Annotated in this window: 15 protein-coding genes and 1 pseudogene; 8 read left to right on the top strand and 8 right to left on the bottom strand. The window is 67.1% G+C overall.

Annotated elements, in window-relative coordinates; translation table 11 throughout:
- Positions 1-380 precede the first annotated feature (380 nt).
- From OUQ99_RS10780 to OUQ99_RS10750, 7 genes are all read left to right on the top strand, one after another.
- Entirely contained in the window at positions 381-887 is a 507-nt protein-coding gene (locus OUQ99_RS10780; RefSeq protein WP_267949295.1) for a hypothetical protein, read from the top strand.
- Positions 888-1,125: 238 nt separating this feature from the next.
- Positions 1,126-1,569, top strand: coding sequence for an immunity protein YezG family protein (locus OUQ99_RS10775; RefSeq protein ID WP_267949294.1), 444 nt, complete (start codon positions 1,126-1,128; stop codon positions 1,567-1,569).
- A gap of 549 nt (positions 1,570-2,118) precedes the next feature.
- Positions 2,119-2,448 carry a DUF6507 family protein gene (locus OUQ99_RS10770; protein WP_267949293.1) on the top strand — a complete coding sequence of 110 codons (330 nt, stop codon included), beginning with the start codon at positions 2,119-2,121 and terminating at the stop codon, positions 2,446-2,448.
- Between the two features lie 243 nt (positions 2,449-2,691).
- Complete coding sequence (locus tag OUQ99_RS10765; RefSeq protein WP_267949292.1) at positions 2,692-5,511, top strand: DNA/RNA non-specific endonuclease; 2,820 nt, start codon at positions 2,692-2,694, stop codon at positions 5,509-5,511.
- 3 nt (positions 5,512-5,514) lie between these two features.
- A complete protein-coding gene (locus tag OUQ99_RS10760; RefSeq protein WP_267949291.1) occupies positions 5,515-5,955 on the top strand; it encodes an immunity protein YezG family protein in 441 nt (146 codons plus the stop codon).
- Positions 5,952-7,400, top strand: coding sequence for a DUF6177 family protein (locus tag OUQ99_RS10755; RefSeq protein WP_267949290.1), 1,449 nt, complete (start codon positions 5,952-5,954; stop codon positions 7,398-7,400). The genes OUQ99_RS10760 and OUQ99_RS10755 overlap by 4 nt, the downstream gene beginning before the upstream one ends.
- 277 nt (positions 7,401-7,677) lie before the next feature.
- A complete protein-coding gene (locus OUQ99_RS10750; RefSeq protein ID WP_267949289.1) occupies positions 7,678-8,274 on the top strand; it encodes an HD domain-containing protein in 597 nt (198 codons plus the stop codon).
- Positions 8,275-8,691: 417 nt separating this feature from the next.
- Here OUQ99_RS10750 and OUQ99_RS31660 read toward each other — a convergent pair whose 3' ends face one another.
- From OUQ99_RS31660 to OUQ99_RS10715, 8 genes and pseudogenes are all read right to left on the bottom strand, one after another.
- A complete protein-coding gene (locus OUQ99_RS31660) occupies positions 8,692-9,021 on the bottom strand; it encodes an N-6 DNA methylase (protein WP_431061496.1) in 330 nt (109 codons plus the stop codon).
- 290 nt (positions 9,022-9,311) lie between these two features.
- Complete coding sequence (locus OUQ99_RS10745) at positions 9,312-10,094, bottom strand: hypothetical protein (RefSeq protein ID WP_267949288.1); 783 nt, start codon at positions 10,092-10,094, stop codon at positions 9,312-9,314.
- Positions 10,095-10,674: 580 nt separating this feature from the next.
- Complete coding sequence (locus OUQ99_RS10740) at positions 10,675-12,006, bottom strand: FAD-binding oxidoreductase (protein ID WP_267949287.1); 1,332 nt, start codon at positions 12,004-12,006, stop codon at positions 10,675-10,677.
- 379 nt (positions 12,007-12,385) lie between these two features.
- Positions 12,386-12,781, bottom strand: a pseudogene (locus tag OUQ99_RS31655) (DNA helicase UvrD); the annotation flags it as partial.
- Positions 12,782-12,838: 57 nt separating this feature from the next.
- On the bottom strand, positions 12,839-12,997 hold the full coding sequence (locus OUQ99_RS10730) for a type II toxin-antitoxin system RelE family toxin (protein WP_267949285.1): 159 nt from the start codon (positions 12,995-12,997) through the stop codon (positions 12,839-12,841).
- A 445-nt stretch (positions 12,998-13,442) separates the two neighbouring features.
- Positions 13,443-13,985 carry a class IV adenylate cyclase gene (locus OUQ99_RS10725; RefSeq protein ID WP_267949284.1) on the bottom strand — a complete coding sequence of 181 codons (543 nt, stop codon included), beginning with the start codon at positions 13,983-13,985 and terminating at the stop codon, positions 13,443-13,445.
- Positions 13,986-14,299: 314 nt separating this feature from the next.
- The gene (locus tag OUQ99_RS10720; RefSeq protein WP_267949283.1) at positions 14,300-16,129 is read right to left on the bottom strand and encodes a UvrD-helicase domain-containing protein; all 1,830 of its coding nucleotides are present in this window, start codon (positions 16,127-16,129) and stop codon (positions 14,300-14,302) included.
- Complete coding sequence (locus tag OUQ99_RS10715) at positions 16,119-18,029, bottom strand: ATP-dependent nuclease (RefSeq protein ID WP_267949282.1); 1,911 nt, start codon at positions 18,027-18,029, stop codon at positions 16,119-16,121. Before OUQ99_RS10715 ends, OUQ99_RS10720 begins: the two co-directional genes overlap by 11 nt.
- 233 nt (positions 18,030-18,262) lie before the next feature.
- On the opposite strand from OUQ99_RS10715, the gene OUQ99_RS10710 reads away from it, so the two are divergent.
- A complete protein-coding gene (locus OUQ99_RS10710) occupies positions 18,263-18,703 on the top strand; it encodes a hypothetical protein (protein WP_267949281.1) in 441 nt (146 codons plus the stop codon).
- Positions 18,704-18,731 lie beyond the last annotated feature (28 nt).

Here is an 18,731-nt window from a genome sequence, read left to right as displayed (position 1 = left end):
CGGCTTCGCTCATGGGCCGTTGTCCGTCCGGCGCTGCGGCACCCGCCGCCCGCGTCACCTCTGCCGACCGAGGAGGTCGCGACCACCGGCTTGTTCGGCGCAGGAGTCCGGGTACGGTTCTCGGCTTCCTGCGTGCCCTCTGTCCGTACTGCGCCCGAACCGGGCCGCTTCTGCGGTCATGGACCCGAGGCGTGGGACGGCGAGGCCCACTCCCCCATCCCGATCAGCACGGTGCCCACGACATGCCTTCCCCGAGGACAACAGAGCCGTCTTCAGGCCCTGGAGGAGTCACGGGATGATGGAACCACTCTTCGGGATCGCCGATGTTCTCTCCGACTTGGACGAGATCGTGAATATTTCCATGGAATTCGAGGACCGCTTTGAAAGACCACGCCTCCGCACTGACCGAACGCCTGATCCGTGCCGATTGGCACGGAGGCTTCAACCACACACGGTCCCGAGTCGCCCTGATGAAGGAGTATCTTCGGCGCGCGGCCCTGTGGTCGCACCAGCTCCGCGCCGAGCAATGGCCCTTTTTCGACGCGGCCGCACTGGCCAACCCGAATGTGCGCGCCGGCGAGGAACTCGTTTCCGAAATCATCGAGAAGGAGGAGATAATCCATCAGTTCCCCTTGGTCATGGACACCTGCGTCTGGGCGCTTCATTTCAGCGCACTGCGCGACTCGGGAGAAGCCCTGCCAGATTTGCCGGACATGTTCGATCCGCTGGTCATATTCTATGAACGCGGAGGAGGCTTCGGCATCGACACCACAGGAATGATTCAGGTAGACTACGCGGCCATGAAGCGAGGATCCCCCGCGAGCCATCGGGCCGACAAAGCAAAGACATCCATCGATGCAGAAGCATTGGATCTCTTGGACCGGTAGCCCCTGACACCCGACAGTTCCACCCGGGAAAAAACCCTGCATGATGGTTCCACCCGAGAGCACCGGCGGCCAGGACCCACCCGATGGCACGAAAAACGGTACCGGACCTCCGACGTCAGGGTCGAGTTCTGCGTCCGGGCATTCGGAGAACAGACCTGACTCCATCGACAGGAAACATCCCTTGCGGCTGCTTCTGAGAGAGTCCTCCTGGTCGAACCAAAGGTCGAAGGAACAAAATATGAACGTCGAAGGCACACAGGAGCACCTACAGAAGATCGGCACCGTTCTCTTCGGCTCGGCACCGGAGGGGTGGACGTCGGTCGAAGCCCGCATGTCAGCGGTCGGACACGTGGGCCAATGCCTGGTCTACGTTTCCCCAGGAGGCCGAGGCGAGACTCGAATCACCACGCCAGGCAAGATCTCGGGACACTTCATGCGTCTTCGGGAACTGATGTACCACGAAGGAAAGGGCGCATGGTACACAGCGACCTTCACTTTGGATAACAACGGTTCCTTCAATGTCGATTACGACTACAATGACGAACCGGATTTTCTCCCTCCCGAACCCGGACCTCACGAATACCGACTCGACCACCAGCGTTTCCCCCGCGACGAGGAGCACATCCCTGAGTGGCTGCTTCAGAAACTCCGGGAAGCGGGGCAGGACCGAGAAACCCCCTGACGCATGGCGTGGTCGCCCTGCTCGAGAAGGCGCCCATGCTGCGCGGCATGACCAGGGCCCTGGTCCAGGGAGGGCCACCATGCCGACGGCGCGGTCGTCCGACCAGTCGGCAGATGGTCGGTCCGCTGTGAGCTTCCGGTGTGCCCTCCGCCGGCCCTGCGCGCGAACCGAGCTCTCTGCAGCAAACACCCTGTCAGCAGGTCCCTCTTCCGTCTGTATGGCAATGCGGGGACCGGGTGCCTTCGGTGGGTTGCCCGTGCAATGGCGAACGAAGGTGGTCGAGGCCTGAGTCCGACACTTGATCGGCCATGATCGCGCTGGAATGCCCATGCCTTCCGAAGCGCATGGGACCGACACAGTTGGGCCCAGGCCCACACCTCTCTTGTGCCCTGCCGAAGCAGTACTGGCCGGAATCGGCCACCGATCGTCCGCTTGACCTCTGAGGACGCGGAAACAGTGATGCACGGGGCGAAACCATGGCAATAGAGTCTGCATCGCCACCAGAAATACCACCCCGTCCCCACGCCCCGAGACAGAGGGGAGACCCCCATGTCAGCCTGGAACATCCAGACCGGAGAGGTTTTCGGCGTCCTCTCAGGCGTCTCCGGACACATAGGCGACGAAGAGGGCAGCCAAGGGCTCACCTCGCACTTGAATTCGATGGAAACGCATCTGAACGAGGCCAACAGCGCGGCCAACAGCGACCCGATCGGGGTAGCCCTCTCCGAGTTCGCCGAGCACTACTTCGACGAGGTCGGCGGCATGGTCGAAAAGAGCGCCAGTGCGGTCGGGGGCGCCAGCGATGCCACCTTGCACTATGTCAACGGCAACCTGCAGATGGCCGCGGACGCCCAGGCCAACGCGGGAGAGATCGCGTAAGGACGCTCCCTCCAGGGATCACGTCCACTCCATGAACGTGCCACCCGAACTCCCCGACGGAGGAAGGGACAGCCTCCACAGCGCCTTCCGGCCCCACGGCACTGCCGCAGGCACTCCTTCTCCGACGACCCGTACCAAGGTCACGAGACCCCTCCTCCGCGGACGCGACGTAAGACGACACACAGACCGGCCTCGCCCCAGCCACCGCTGAAGTGCACCCCCTACACGGATAGCGAATGCTCAGTGAGTGATGACCTGATCGACCCGGATGCGATCCCCGTCCCCATCGTGAACACCGTGCTGCTGGAGAGCGCGGCCGGCGGCCTCAGGACCGACGGCGAGAACATCGCCGAATCAGGACAGAGCATCAAAAGCTCATGGGCCGGGCTCCAGGCCGTCTACAGCGCACCCGAGGCCGAGACCCTGTACTCGGCGGTCGACCCCGTCGCCACCACGGGCGACTCGGTGGAAACCGACTTCGGCACGGCGGCCACCGCACTGGAGACCTTCGCTGAGAGGGCGCGTGAGCTGCGCTCCGAGTTGGTCCAGGCCCGCCAGGACGCCAGAGACCTGGTCGCGGAGATCCGGAGCGACGACGACTGGGACGACGGCGGCTTCTTCGGCGGCGAGAGCGACAAGGTCGAGGAGCACAACAACCTGCTCAACCACGTGAACTCGCTCCACCAGCAGTACCAGGAGGCCGAACGGGAGTGCGCCAACGCCATCACCGCACTGTTCGGCGGCACCACCTTCATCGCGAGCAACGCCGACGGAACCACCCAGCCCAACGCCGGCGAGGCCGTCTACGGCTTCGAGGAGGCACCCGAGGACGTCGGGACCCCGTGGGGATCGCCTCAGGGCACCGACCACATGTGGTACGTGGACGCGATCCACGGGGGCGGGGACGTCCTCATGGGCAGCCTGGAGGACATGGGCGGCGCGGTCGGGATCCACGGTTCCGAGGGCTGGTTCACCGGAGGCTGGGGGGGCAACTTCACCTCGTACTGGGGCGACTCGATCGCGGGCCTCGGAGCCATGACCGGCTTCTACAACCCCCAGACCGGTGAGATGGTGAACAGCCCCGGCGAGTGGTGGCACACCGCCAGGGGCGCCTGGGGCGACGCGATCCACGGTTTCTTCCCCTGGACCGAACTGGGAGAGCGTCCCGGCTACGTGTTCGGCACCGTTCTGACCAACATCGGCATGATCGCGGGTGGCGCGGCGTTGAGCGCCACAGGTGTCGGGGCAGTGGTCGGTGTGCCCATGATCGCCGCCCGGGTGTCGCGCATCCTGGGAAGCGCCGGCACCGGCGACGGCCCCATCAGCGGGGGCATCGACGCGGGCGGCTCCGAGGGTTCCGACGGCTCCTCCAACTCCGCGAACAACGGGTCCAGCCCCACTCTCCGGCCTGACGGCACCCACCCGGACGCGCCTACCGCACCGGACAACATCGAGCCCGACGGAAGCGGCGTCCCCGCAGGTCTCGGGGACATGCACGAGTCTCTGAGCGGCCTGGAGGCCCATCAGAACCAGGGGCCGCAATCGGACCCGGCCCCTGCACCGGGCAACAGCCCGGATCCGACGCCGGAACCCTCTGCACCACCCGCCGAGCCCGCCACCCCGGAGAGCAACCCCCCGGAACTCCCGGAGTCCGACAGGGACGGTGCCGGTTCTCAGGACACCGACACACCCGGTCAGCGAGCGGACGAGGATGTGCGACGCGACCCGACGACCGCGGAGGTCGACGCGGCCTTCTCCGAGATCGCGCGGCGCAACGAGGATCTCGCCGATGACATGGACACCGCCGACGGCGGCCGGATGGCCGAACTCGACGGTGAGGCGTCCTGGACCATCGACGCCCTGGAGAACAGCGGCTCCGCCGGACGTGGGGACGGCCCGGGCGGCAACGAGAACTCCCGGGTCCCTGTCACCCCCGACGGCATGGAGATGCACGCCGACGGCACGATCGACAACAGCGCCGACGGCGACGGGCCCCGGCTCGACGAGGACAGCGACCCGGTCACCGTGCACGAGGACGACCGCAATTCCCATGGTTCCAGCGGCCATGGTGGCACAGCCGGATCCGGTGGGAGCGGGGGCGGAGGCCCCGAGAACCCCGGCGCTGGTCCTGAACCGCCTGCCCACGGCGACGGACCGCGCACCTCCGACTCCGGTACGATCTCACTTCCCGAGAACACCGGCGGCCAGAACCCACCGAACAGCGCGGGGAACGGTACTGGATCCGCAGCCTCGGGGCCGAGCGATGTGGTCAGACAGGCGACGAACGGACCTGTCGTCATCGGCCGGGACCATCCCTTGCGACCGCTTCCGCGAGAGCCCCTCGGTGTCGAATTCCCTCTCGAACCCAATACGAAATACGAGATCCCAGACTCACCTGACCGCCCGGGTGCCACCTACTACACCGATGACACCGGGAGAATTGCCGAGGTGCACACTGAGTTCGGCAAGCCAGGAAGATGGAACCCCGACCTGAGATACCCGCTTCCCGACGTCACATATAAAATCGGCAAGGACCTCACGATATCCACGGACGACCTCGGGAGGACGTCCAGGGTGGAAGGAAGCCTGTCCCTTTCCAAAGCCCCCCGTGGGGCGGACCAGACTCCCATGGGACACTTGGGGCGCGACGAGCACGCCGACTTCAATGACAAGGCCGAGGAGCAGCTGGCCGAGAGCCTCTCGGAAGGTGATATTCAGCAGTTCGAGGATGCGGACTGGGATGGCGGACACCTCATCGCCAATGAGTTCGGCGGCGGGGCGGAAAAAATCAATATGATTCCTATGCTACGCACACTCAACCGCGGAAACGGGGCAGACGACGCCTGGGAAGGCAGCTGGAGGGAGATGGAGAAACACTGGGAAAAACTCATATCGGATGATCCGTCCACATCCATTCAAGTGTCGATGGAAATCGTATACCCGGATGACGTTTCCATTTCAAACATCCCGGAGAGGATCGAAGTAGCCTACACGGTGAACGGCGGAACACCCATCCCGAGAAGCTTCGAGAACCTCCCACTATCCCAAAGGCCGAACGATTAAAATATGAGCATCGAAGGCACACAGGAGCACCTGCAGAAGATCGGCACCACTCTATTCGGCGCAGCGCCGGAGGGGTGGACATCGATCGAAGCCCGCATGTCAGCGGTCGGACACGTGGGCCAATGTCTGGTCTACGTTTCCCCAGGAAGCCAAAACGAGACTCGGATCACCACGCCAGGAAAAATCTCGGGGCACTTCATGCGCCTTCGCAAACTGATGTATCACGAAGGGAAAGGTGCATGGTACACAGCGACCTTCACCTTGAAGAACACGGGTTCCTTCAATGTCGATTACGACTACGATGACGAACCGAATTTCCTCCCTCCCGAGCCCGGTCCTCGCGAGTACCAACTCGACCACCAGCACTTCCCCCGCGACGAGGAGAACATCCCTGAGTGGTTGCGCCAGAAACTCCGGGAAGCGGAACAGGGCAGAACCCCATGACACATGACGTGGTCGCCCTGCTCGAAAGGGCACCCACCCTGCGCGGCATGACCAGGGCCCTGGTCCAGGCGGGGCCGGAGCTACAGGTCCGTGCCGTCGCCGGCGGCGCGGTCGTCCAGCTCCGCGACGGGTCGGGACGCATGGTCTCGGCCGTCCAAGCGGCACAGAGGCTCGCGCTGTCCTCCGAGGCCGACCGCCTGCTCGCCGAAGGGATCGCCGACGACCTGCCCGCCCAACCGTGGTGGGTGGAGGCACGCGGAGCCGAGACCGGCCCGGGAGGGGAGGACACGGCAGGGGCGGTCCGCGGCTTCGCCGATGCCCTCGTAGCGGAGTTCGGAGGCCTCGTCTGGGAGCCCGAGCTCCGACTCGACCGCGACGATCCCCTGCTGACCGGCGCCACCGACCACCCCGCGATCACTCGCGTCACGGACCGGGTGGCGCTGACCGTCCAGGACCGCCCGGTGGTCCCGCTCTCCACATGGCTGGTGGACGCTGTCGCCGAGCACGCGAAGGAGGGCCGGGCGTTCCAGCTGGTGACCCCTTCGGGTTCGCGTATCACCCACGCACTGCGCTCGGTTCTGGGCAACCCGATGGCCCGCTGGGTGGCCCGGGCTCCGGACGGCCGGTACTACGACGGCTTCTCCGGGGTTCCCCTGGCCTGGAACGAGGAGGCCGGTTTCGTCCGCGACACGACCGCGGCCCCCGAGGACGTGCCGCATTCGGCCTTCCGGGGAGCGGAGGAGAACCAGGGGAACCAGATCCTCGTCGATCTGAAGGTCCTGAACCCCGCCGATGCCGGGCTCCGCCTGGGGAGGTCGGTGGAGTTCCTGTCCCAGACCCTGGCCGGCTCCGTACCGGCCCTGTGGGGGACCGGTGAGCCCGCCACCCTGGCGTGGGACACCGCGGACCTGACCGCGTTGGCCCGCGAACGCGCTCCAGAAAGTTCGTGGTTCCTCTTCACCGGCCCACCGAACGCCCTTCGCACCGAACCGGTCCGGCCGTTCTCCGGAACCCTGCTCGTCACCCGCGTGCCGGAAGGGGTGAAGGAGAGCATCACGCTCGCTGTCGGACACCCGCCGGGTGAGGAGCCCGACCTGTCGGTCCTGTCCGCTCTGGTCGAGGAGTTCACCTCACGAGGGGTCCTCCAGACGATCAGCGTGCACCGTCGCACCGGACGACCTGACCTGGGCTATGAGGCACGCCGTTCCGGCCCCTCCCTGCCGATCGGTCTGGGCATCGGCGTGGAGGGGGTGGCCTCGATCGGGTCGGAACGGGCACTGGCCGCCCCGGTGCCCGCGGTCCCGGTCGGGCCGCCCCTGACCCATGCGGCCTGGTACCGGATCGGTGACGGCACCGAAGCCGACTCCCAGGAGCGCTTCCGAGCGCTCATGGCGCACCTCCACCCTGGTGGATTCCCCGCCGTCCAACAGCGGACCGGCGGCTGACCGCCGTTCCCGGGGTCCATGCACACAGCGGCCTCTGGGGGCCGGACCCGACCGCCGGTCCGCCACGACGCCTGTCCACCTGGCCGGCGCCGATCCGATCACCGTGCGCCACTGCCTCTGAGGCCCCTCGTGCACCGCCGCGCCCGTGGGCGGGTCACATCACCCCGCAGAAGCTGGCACGGGACAACACACACCCCGGCGCCGACCCCGGCCTGTGCGAGCGCGCCGCGTCGCAGCCCCGTCCTCGAGCGGTCTCCATGCCGGTTACCGTCTGAGCATGGTGATCCCGAACGACGAAGAGATCCGTGCGCTGCACGAACGGTACGCGCCCACCCGGGAGGCGTTCGACCTCGTCCACACCCACTGCGAGATCGTCTGCGCCATCGCCGAGCAGCTCATCGACCGCTCGGACCTCGCGCTGGACCGCGACCTGGTGCGGGCCGGATGCCTGCTGCACGACATCGGGGTCTACCGCCTGTACGACTCCTCCGGCCGGCTCGACCACGCGCGCTACGTGAGCCACGGGGTGCTCGGCCACGAAATCCTCGCCCAGGAGGGGCTGCCCGAGGCACTGTGCCGTTTCTGCTCGCACCACACCGGGGTGGGCCTGACCCGCGAGGACATCCGCGACCAGGGGCTGCCCGTCCCGGAGGCGGACTACCTGGCCGAGTCGGTCGAGGAGGAGCTGGTGATGTTCGCGGACAAGTTCCACAGCAAGCGGAACCCGCCGGTGTTCTTCTCCGCCGACTCCTACGCCGCGTCCGTCGCCCGCTTCGGCGAGGACAAGGTGACCCGCTTCAAGGAACTGCGGACACGTTTCGGCACACCCGACCTGGCGCCGCTCGTGGCGGCCCACGGTCACGCCCTGTTCTGACCCCCTGGCGCTGCGGTGGGCCGGGAACCACACGCAGCGGGGAAGGAGTGGCGTACACGGTGACGGCAGCGAGTGGCTGACAGCCGTGTTTCTCCTGGGAGTGGCACTGGCCACGGCCTTCACTCTCGCCAACACCGGCTTCCTCCTCGGCACGAGCACGGAGGAGGCCACTCCGGACGAACCCTTGGCGTGGATGACATCGTCAGTGCGACGCCCCTGTGTTCGCCGTTTCCCATCAGGTCGTCTGCAGAAGCAGGGCGGGAGCGGACCAGCCATACCTGACGGGACGAGAAGGGAGGAAATCCCTCACCGGAGCAGCCCGTCCTCCCTTTCCGCTGTCGGGCCCGGGTCCAGACCGAGTTCCCTGAGCCTGTCCTGAAATCTGCGGTCCGCAGCGGCGCTCCGCTCCCACAGTGCTCACCCCAGGCATGAACGGTGTGCACGAGCGCTTTCCGCCGGGTCCGGATCAGCTCCCTGGCCTGGGCGAGCAGAGACTCGTCCAGGCCCGCGCAAGAAAGTCTCCAGAGCCGGCGCACCCACGCGCGCAAGAGCGGTCACCAGGGTTCCACCGACTCCCGCGTAGAAGTCGCCCACGAGCATGCCCAGGCGCAGGTCAGCCCGGCGGACGATGAGCTCGTTCACGGAACGGGGGGTGAAGAACTCTCCACCGGCCCTGCCCATACGCTCCCCGGCCAGGCTCCGAAAACGGTCGAAGACCTCCCCGATCCGCACCTCGTTCTTCCGCATCTCGCTCCGGGAGAGAAGGGCACGGACAGCCTGGCGACCTCGCCGAGTCGCGCCTCCGGAAAGTCCTCGAAGGGGGCGCTGTCGGGGAACAGCCCTTCGCTCCTCTGCTTCGTACGCCACTGCTACCACTCGCTCCGCAGAGTGGCCGCCGGCAAGGGGAACACACTGGCATTCTGCGCCGACTCCGCTCCGACGGTTTCGCAACGCCGCCGCGACCGGCGGTGGGTGGACACCTGTGGTCAGCGCTGACGGTGCGTGTCCGATCCGGCAGGCCTGCGGGCCACCCGGCCTCAGGGTGCGGAATCGGTCAGGTAGGCCTGCTGCAGCCGGGTCAGGGTGGTTTCGGCGAGCACGCCCTCGCCCAAGGGGAGGAATCCGCGCCGGACGATGAGCGGGTGGCGTGCGGGGGCGGGGCAGATGAACAACGACATGAACCGCATGAGTCGGACAAGGTTGGCGAAGTCACCGAGGAGGACGTACCCGGCGCACTTCCAGACCGCGGTCAGTGCGACCTCCGCCACGTGGTCCTGCACCTGCCCCCAGCCCGGAGGGGTCTCGCCATCGAGGAGGAGTTCCGCGGCGACCTGGGGGACCCGGTCCGAGTAACGCTGGACGGTATCTCCCGCACCTGAGAGCTGGACCAGGAGGGAGCACCAGAAGTGGCCGGGGAGAACCCTGTCCAGTTCTTTCAGGTCGGGCAGCTGTGCCGAGTGGCGACCAGCGTGGTCGCGCAGCTCCGGCAGGGCCTCCTCATGCAGCCCGCGGCCCAGACGGCGTCCCCGGGCAACGCGGGCGGGGTCGTGGGCGAGCCAGGTCAGCGCGTCGGCGACCGCGCTGTCGTTCGCGGCCTTCCTCATGCGCAGGGTCGGAGCCTTCAAGTGGTTCTGTTGCCGCTTACCGGTTCCGAGTGCCGAGAGCCATTCCAGGTCGGTGTGGCGACGGAACCGTTCGCGTTCGGGTTCAGGTGCTTCGGCGCGGTCGAAGTAGCCTGGCCAGCCGTGCAGGCTGCCGGCACAGCCGGCACACGCGCAGCCGGGGTTCTTGGCGTGCGCGCAGGAATGGTTGTGCGCCATGGGACCTCCGAGAGGGATGCCGACGAGGGACCCGGCGGGGAATGTCGGGACCCTCCGTTCTTCCTCTCATGGGAGGGGCGGTATCCGGTATCCGAGGGACGGCCACTGTGCTGTGACCGGGTGGTGACAGAGTCGTGTTGGTGCTCGGCGCACAGGTGACGGAATCGTGTGGGAACAGGCTGCTGCGAGGACAGGTAGGGGCCGAACCCGTACCCGCGCCAGTGCCTCCGTCGTATCCAACACGGAACAGTGCCGGGAATTCGTCGGGCAGTGCGTGTGGTCGGAGTCGAACGGACCCGCAGTCGCAGCCCGAACATCACCGGTAGGTGCAGGAGCTGACAAGCGCGGTCGCTCGGACCGTATGCGGCTTCGAGGCGGTCCACCGGCGCTCTTGCAGCTCAACCGCAGAAGTCAGGGCGGCACCTTCGCAAGTCTTCTCCGACGAACTGCTGCCGGGCTCCCGTTGGGCTCGTTCAACAGATGGCGGGTCTGCACCGTACCGGGCCTGGAGGTCGAACCGTTTTTCCTGTAGGTCCTCCGGGGCTTCCATGAGCATCCGGAGCCGTGGCCCGGACCCCGGTCACTCCACCGGGATGTTGTGGTTCAGGTGGAAGATGTTCTGCGGGTCGTACCGCCGTTTGAGTGCAACGAGCCGGTCCAGCTTCTCGGATCCGTAGACCGCCCGCGCCGCCTCGTGCCGGTCAGTCCCCTCGTCGCGGCCGAGGAAGTTCACGTACAGCCCGCCCGAGGAGAACGGCTCCATCTCATGGGCGAAACCGCGCACCCAGGCGGTGCGCGTCGCGTCGTCGGCCGGATCGGGCCAGGCCCCGTAGACGTTCAGCCAGAAGCGCGAGGTGCGTGCCGGGAACGGCGTCGCGTCCTCGGGAACTCGGGCGAACGCCCCACCCATGTGGTGGACGTCGATACCGGTACCCACCCAGCGCTGCTCGCGTGCCCGGTGCAGCAGGACCTCGATCACCGCGTCGTCCAATGTGTCGAACGAGGTGTTCTTCCAGTACCCGCGCAGTCCCTTGCGCCCCAGCACGTCCACCGCGGACTGCCAGGCCGTCCAGTCGGTCTCGGCCTCCTCCGCGTCGGGTGGGACGGCACGCCGCAGGTCCTCGAGGAGCCGCTCCCCGGTGGCACGGTCGTCGGGGTCCGACCAGAACGCGGACAGTAGGAGCAACGGCTCGTCGCCGGCCTCGAGTTCGGCCGGTGGAACGATGAACGTCATGATCGACTGCATCGGGTCCGGCAGGTCACGGGTCCACTCCTCCCACGCGCGCACGGCTTCGGGCCACCGCGGTTCGGCGTAGATGAAGTTGACCGCGCACAGCTCCGTCGGCAGGCGGTGGGCGCGGAAGGTGAACTGCGTGACCACGCCGAAGTTGCCTCCGCCTCCCCGCAGGCCCCACAGCAGTTCGGCGTTCTCGGTGTCGCTCGCGCGGACCCGGTCGCCTGTGGCCGTCACGAGGTCCGCGGCCAGGAGGTTGTCAGCGGAGAGGCCGTAGGAGCGGGTGAGCCAGCCGATCCCGCCGCCGAGCGTCAGGCCGCCGACACCAGTCCGCGAGACGACGCCGAGGGGTACCGCGAGCCCCTGGGGAGCTGTGGCGCTGTCGACGTCGCTGAGCGTGGCGCCGCCGCCGACCCGAACCCTCTGCGCGTCGTCGACTTCCACGGTTCTCAAGTCACCCAGGTCCACAACGATGCCACGGTCGACCGTGCCGTTCCCCGAGACCCCGTGGCCGCCGCCCCGTACAGCGAGTGGGAGGTCGTGGTCACGCGCGTAGGCGATCACCGCCGCGATGTCGTCCTCGTCCGCCACCCGCACCACCGCCGAGGGGTGCTTGTCGATGATCCCGTTCCACACGCTGCGGGCGAAGGCGTAGCCCTCGTCCCCAGGGGCGATCACAGGCCCCTTCACCCGAGACCTCAAGTCGATCGCGGCGGTCGGTGCCGCCGCCGTTCCATCGTCCATGGCGCACCTCGATCGCGACTGCTCCGCAGGGAGCAGATCAATCCTATCGCGCACCTTTGACCTGGCCCAATGCGTAATTTCCGCCCTAACGGGGTGTCTCTGGAGCTTCAGGTCGCCCCGCCTGCGTGCGCGCGTCCGCACGGTCTCCTGCCCCACACGACCACCTCCGAGCCGACGACGCCTCTCCGAGAGCGACCCTCTCGACCGGAGGCGAGGAACCGGTCACCTGTCGGCCGGAGCGGAGCAGTCCTCAGGGGGCCGCCCCACCGTCGTCAACCGTCACTTCCGTCACGGCCTTGTTCTCCCGATCAGGTCAGGCGATGCCCGCCTCGGCCGGGAAGGGGCTGGGCTTCCCTGATGCACGACACGTACGGGTGGTCGTGCGCACGGGTGCAGGCGACGAAGAGCAGGCACCGCTCGGCCATCAGGTCGGTCCGGTACTGCAGGGGGTCCACAGCTTCGGATGTGACCGCCTTTATGAAGGGCAAGGTTCCGTCGTTGATGTCGATGGCGGCGACACAGCGGAACGCCAGCCCCTTGAGTGAGTGCATGCTCCCCGCCCTCACCCCCGGAATCCTCCTCACCGGCCTTGCGCAGTGCCCGCGCGGCGACGGCGATGGAGGCGGGTTCGATCCACTCGCGCACCCTGTCCACGAGCGCGTCGAACTCCCCCGCCCGAGGCATCCGCGGCGTGCTCGGTGGGCCTGGGGGCGGACGGCGACCACCAGATCGACCGCCGTCACGCCCCCGGGCGGCGCGGCGGGGCTCACAAGTCGCGGTAGACCTCGCGGCGGTGCGCCACGGTCAGCACGAGCACCAGAAACCGGCCGTCGTGCACGGTGTACACCACCCGGTGGTCGCCCACCCGGACCCGCCAGAACGGGCGCCCCCGGCGAGGTCGTCCATCACGACCTTCAGTGCGCACAGGTGGCTGTCGGGGTGCGGGCGAGGTACACCTTGTCCATACCGCCCGCGCCGAGGCGGGCCAGGATACGGTGCGGGCCGATGTGGCGGGCGTTCCCGGAGCGAGAGGCTGCACGCGAGCGTTCCTCGCAGCGTCGGGGCGCGCGGGCGGGCGTGATTCCTTGGCCGGAATTGACACCGACGATCCAGGGTCCCAGGGCGATGGCCGGGAAGGAGCCCCTCCCCGAGCGTCGGACCGGGAGGGACGGTCGGAGCAGGGACCCGGCGAGGTGGTGGGCGAGGACGCCGGTCGCGGCGGCCGTGACCAGGGGGCTGTTCGGCGCAGGAGAAGCCGGACACCCGTGGTCATCGGTGCGGCCCCGGGCATCGCCCTGGCCTGGTCAGTGTCCTCCACCACTGGTTCGTGCCGTGTGCCCGTCGCACAGCGGGCACACGGCACTCCGGTGTCAGCTCCCCTCGAACCGCAGATCCGTTATCGCGGCCAGGTCGATGCCGTGCCGGGCGTAGACCTTGGTGGCGTTCTCCCCCGTCAGCTCCGCCTTGGTGTAGCCGAGCAGGGCGGCGACGCGCACCACCTCGGCACGGCTGTCCGCTTCGATTTCCAGGTAGGCGGGGATACGCGGCCAGGAGTCGATCTCCAACTGGGCCCCGTCCAGGGTGAAGCTTCGGCGGCGGTTCGCCTGGTAGGCCTTGGGGGTGTGGCCGAGCTTGCCCAGCAGGGCGTTGGCGGTCTCGAAGTCGCCGACCTCGGTCTCGGTCTCGCGGGTGCCGCCGATGGCGTCGGAGTCGATCTCTTTGACCGTGAGCGTGACCTGGCTTCCGGTGTCGCGCAGGCGCACCCACCGCGATGCGTCCCCGGGCTCGATGTCGTACACGTAGCGGCGCTGCAACACCTCGCCCAGGTCTTCCCCGCCTTTGTCGAGGATGCTCTGAGCCACGTGGTCGACGTCAATGTCCAGGACCTTGGCCTCGTACTCGATCACGCTCATGGATCGGATCCTTCCTCTGTACTCGCCGGCTCTCGAAAGGATGTGTCCTCACCGACAGGACATGAGTCATGAGCCATTGCTCTCCAGAGAGAGTGAAGCAGGCTGTTCGCCAGAGGTGGACGATGGGACAGCCCAACCAGATGTTCTCGTCAGATGGTGAGGTCCCCTACCTCCGCCGGTGACGGCCCCGCCTTCCGTGGCGGGGCCGCGGTATCGACACCAACCCCCAGTTCTAAGACAGCACGGAGTCTCCGAGGCCGGCGGCAACCGGCTCTCTTCACATACCGATCCGGCAAGCCGGCAGGACCACTGGTTCAGAGGATGCCGATATCGAAGAGCGCGTCCGGAAGAGGCACGGATTTTCTCGGCTCCTGCCGGACTCGCCGATGGTCCACACCGTATCGGTGAAGAACCCGTGCGGCCCGGTCCAGGTCGTTGGGCGGCACAGCCAGACCCACCAGCTTGCGGGCCCTGGTGACCGCGACGAAGTACACCCGGAGCGTCTCCGCCTCGTCCCGGGTCAGAGGCCGACGCCCTCGCGCCTCCCACAGGGCAACGGCGTTTCCGGGCATGACGACCAGGACGGCGTCAGCCTCCTCACCCTTGACCTGGTGGATGATGCCGGCCCGACCGATGGGCTCGGCCCCCGTGACACCGGCGGTGAACCCGGCCGTCTTGTAGACCGGCGCCGAGGAGGTGCCCCTCGGGCAAGCGCTGTCGAACACCACTCGCCTCGGGTGCACGGAAGGGCGGTCCAAGGCGGACAGGGTTTTCATCGCCTCTTCCTTCCACACCCGTGTGGTGCGGTCGTCGAGCGGCGGTAGCTCGCGGAGCACCCTGGATGCCGCCCGGATCAGTTCGACCGGTTCCACGTTCGCCATGGCCAGGCGTTCACGCTCGGTACCACCTCCTTCCAGGCCCCAGTGATCCAGAAGGCACTCCTTGAGAAGCCCGAACGCATCGGCTCTCCTGGCCGCGGGTGACTCGCCCGAGCGAAGGGTCCCCACCGACCAGAGCAACCGTCCCAGCGGGGAGCTGTGGGGCGGGCGGCGCGTGCCACCCACTCGGGTGGGGAGGGCCGACCCGTTGTAGGCGAGGAGCATCCGCTCATTCACCGGGATTTCGAGCCGCTCCGCCTCCTTGGCGAAGTCGGCCTCTGCACCTGCTCCGCGTTCGTGAGGCAGGAGGAGTACAGGAGGGCCAGAGGCGGAGTCGAGACCGGTCGCGATGTCAGCGGGACGTTCGTGCACTCGCAGGCCGGCCGCAAGGTCACACACCGTCTGACTGCTGCGCCAATTGTGGGTGAGTTCCTTGCGATCGTTGATCACGAGCTCCGGCAGGGCCGGCCGCCCCGTCGATTTGCTCCGGAATCCGTAGATGCTCTGATCAGGATCTCCGACCAGGACCAGGGGTAGCCCGGCAGCGCTCAGATGGTGCAGGATCGCGCGGTCCTCCTTGGAGCAGTCCTGGGACTCGTCGACGATCATCTCGGCGAACCGACTGGTCACGATGGTGGAAATGAGTGCGCCGAGTGCGGGGTCCTGGAGATGGTTGAGTGCGGCGTCTCGCATCAGGTCGCCCGTGAAGTAGCCCTTTTCCCAGAGTGCTCTGATGGTCGTGGTCGCCCACGGTTCCAGGATCCGCCGCTCCGACTCCGAGAACTCCCGACCCTTCGCAGTCCTTCCCCGGAGGGTCGCTCTACCGATGTGCAGGCCGCTCCGGGCATCGAAGGCGTAGTCGAAGTCGTCGAGGCTCACCCCCTTGTGACGCGCCAGCGGGAGCTTGCTCCACGACTCCAGGCGGGTCCAGACACGGTCCGAAGGCTTCCTGGAAAGGTAGGGGCGGACCAGGTGGCGCCACAGGAAGGTGTCGAGCGTACCCACGAAGTGAGGGGATTCCAGAAGTTCGTCCCGTCCCTCCTCGTGGCAGCGTCTGCGGATCTCGCGCCCGGCCACCCGGGTGAAGGAGACCACGGCGCGGCCCTTGCGCGCGGGAACGGGGACGGTCAGGTGTCTCTCGACGATGACGCGGGTCTTGCCCGCTCCGGGGCAGGCCCGGATCTCGACCACTCCTCCTGCAGGAACGGCCAGTCGCACAGCGGCCTGCTGGGCGGCCCTTGCCCGATTCTGGTTGTCAGCGGACATCGTGGTCCTCCTCGGTGATCCACGTGAGCGCTTCGTGCAGGTAGGTCGGGGCGACCAGTCTCTCCTTATGTTCCTTCTGCGCAGCCGAGCAGGCGACCAGGTCCTGGATGAAGGTGCCCTTGCTGATTTTCAGGCTCTTGAACTTCCCCATCAGGAAATCGGCCTGTACGGCCCCTGCCATGGTGTCGATCTCCGCCCAGTCCGCGGTGCTGCTGTTCGGGCGCTGGTGGCTCCAGGCCTCTTCGAACAGAGCCCGGTTGTGGCCACCGGCCTGGAGCAGCGCGGGCTCCAGCGTGGTCTCGTTGTTGAAGACCCGGGCGACCTGGGGTCCGGCCTTCGCGTCGATCAGCATGCGGAGTTTCTGCGGGCGATCGCTTCCGTTGTCCCCGTCGGTGACCACTGCGACCCGGCGAGCGATCCTTTGCCGGGTGACGGTGTCCGCCGACAGCAGGATGTTGAGGTAGGTCGTGAAGTGTGTGCCGTCGATCGGCACCAGAGCGGTGCCCAGGAAGCGTTGCTGACGCGCCTGGGACAGGTGCGTGCGGGCCAGCTCCGGCAGGAGGACCGCTTCGGCGATCCCCTCGACGAGGAGCACCCTGGGGCCGAAGAGCATGGTGCTGCGCGTGGCATTGAGGTACTGGCGGATCTTGTACCTGTCGTGAGGGGACAGGGACATGTTGGCCACTGCGGCACCGGTGGTGAAGTACCTTCGCCGAGGTTCTGCCTGACTGCTCTCCGCCTCCTCGGGTCCGCTCCCCTTCTCCTGACCGGCGCTGTCCGTGTCGGGGACCTGCTGCCCGTGGCGCTGGAGTACCACGAGGTTCTCCGGATCGGTGGCCGTGGCGATGTACGGCGAATGGGTGGTGACGACCACCTGCACGCGTCCCAGCCAGGATGTGCCCGCCGTGACCTGTTCCCTGCTTCGTTCGGCCTCGGCAGCCAGGTGTTGCATGAGGATGCTCTGGAGCTGGGGGTGCAGGTGGGCTTCAGGCTCCTCGACCAGCAACAGGGTCAGGTCCGCCTCTGCGGCCTTGTCGAGCTTGGCCAACACGGCGGACATGAACAGCAGGTTGGCGTAGCCCAGACCGCTGGACGCGAGAGCCTGCACGTCCACTCCCTGCTGCTCCATGCGCAGCCGCAAGGAGCGGATCACCGAGCCGATCGACACGTCGGCGAAACCGAGCCCGGCCTGCTGGTGGCGGGCACCTTCGGTGAGACCGCTGAGGCGTTTCTGGAGCGATCCGAGGGACTGGGGCAAAGGCGAAACCTTCTCCATCTCCTTGAAGTGCTTCTGGAGCGCGTTCTGGAAGTCCCTGCTCTGGCTTTCGTCCGCGAACTGGCTCTCGACGAGGTACTGGATCATGCCGCCGCTCCCGGAGGCGAGTTCGCGTTGGGCGTCGCGCAGGGGTGGCAGGTACAGGTGGCGGATGCGTTCCCGGGCCACCGGATCGGGATCCGGATCAGCGGTAGTGGCATCCCCCGTACGCCAGGACACCTTGCCCCTCTGCTGCCCCCACCGAGGGGGAGCGTAGGTGAGGTGGTGGCTGAGGGAACCGGCGCCCTCGTCGAGCGCCTGGTCGAAGACGGCGAGCGTGGCGACGTCCGCGGAGGCGTAGCGCGCCGAGAGTTCCACGGCGGAACGGCACTTCGAGGTGTGCTTCGCCTCCACGCAACCGTCGCGATGGAGGTCCTCGGCGCGAAGATGGAGATCGCGTCGGCCGTCGAGCGGTGGTGTGAGGTGCCTGATGGCGTCCATGACGTTGGACTTGCCGGCGTTGTTCTCCCCTACGAGGACTGTCACCCCCGGACGCAGGGAGACCTCCGCATCGGCGACCGAACGGAAGCCCTTGATGTGCAGCTGCTCCAGGTACACGAGCCACTCTCCTTGATGTTCAGTCAACAGGACCGTAAAGTCTGTGAGCATAGTTAACAGCACGTTGTGTTGAGTATGACGCACACGCCCGACAGAAGGTTCCCGTTCCCCGGATTTCCCGGGGGCGACTTGCCGATATCGGCGAGGCTCACACTACAGAAAACTTTTCCTGTAACATCTACAGCATCACAGAGGTCGGGGCGACCGTTGTCGGTCCACAGCGAGTTCCACCCGCCTCCCCCAGAAGGAGCGAGAATTCCATGTCCCAGGTCATCCGGGTCGACAGCGACGTGTTCGCGGAACTCCAGAGGCGCGCGCAGCCTTTCGTGGACACCCCCAACGACGTGCTGCGGCGCGTGCTGGAACTCAACGTTCGCGCCAAGGCGACGAAGGAGGCCCCGTCCGTGCCTCTGGCATCTCCCGCGGTCTCGGACAACGAACACGACATAGGCGCCCTGGCCGAGATGATCAGGAAGGGAGACCTCACGGTCGGAGAGAAATTGGTCTGGGCACGGCCCAGGCTCGGCAGGACCCACCTCGCCACCGTGACCGCCGGAGGGCGGATGCGCCTCGACGAGGAGGACGTTCCTCCCTTCAAGACGCCGTCCGGCGCAGCCCAGGCCCTTTCCGGGCATGCGATCAACGGGTGGATCCAGTGGCGCCGTGTCCGGGACGGGGTGCTCCTCCAGGACCTGCGGTAGGGCGCCGCAGGCTACGCCGAAGATCCCA

Origin of the sequence: Streptomonospora nanhaiensis (assembly GCF_026642255.1) — a bacterium.
Taxonomy (GTDB): Bacteria; Actinomycetota; Actinomycetes; order Streptosporangiales; family Streptosporangiaceae; genus Nocardiopsis; species Nocardiopsis tropica.
The sequence above is the reverse complement of the archived record's forward strand: the minus strand, read 5'-3'. Positions and strand labels throughout refer to the sequence as shown.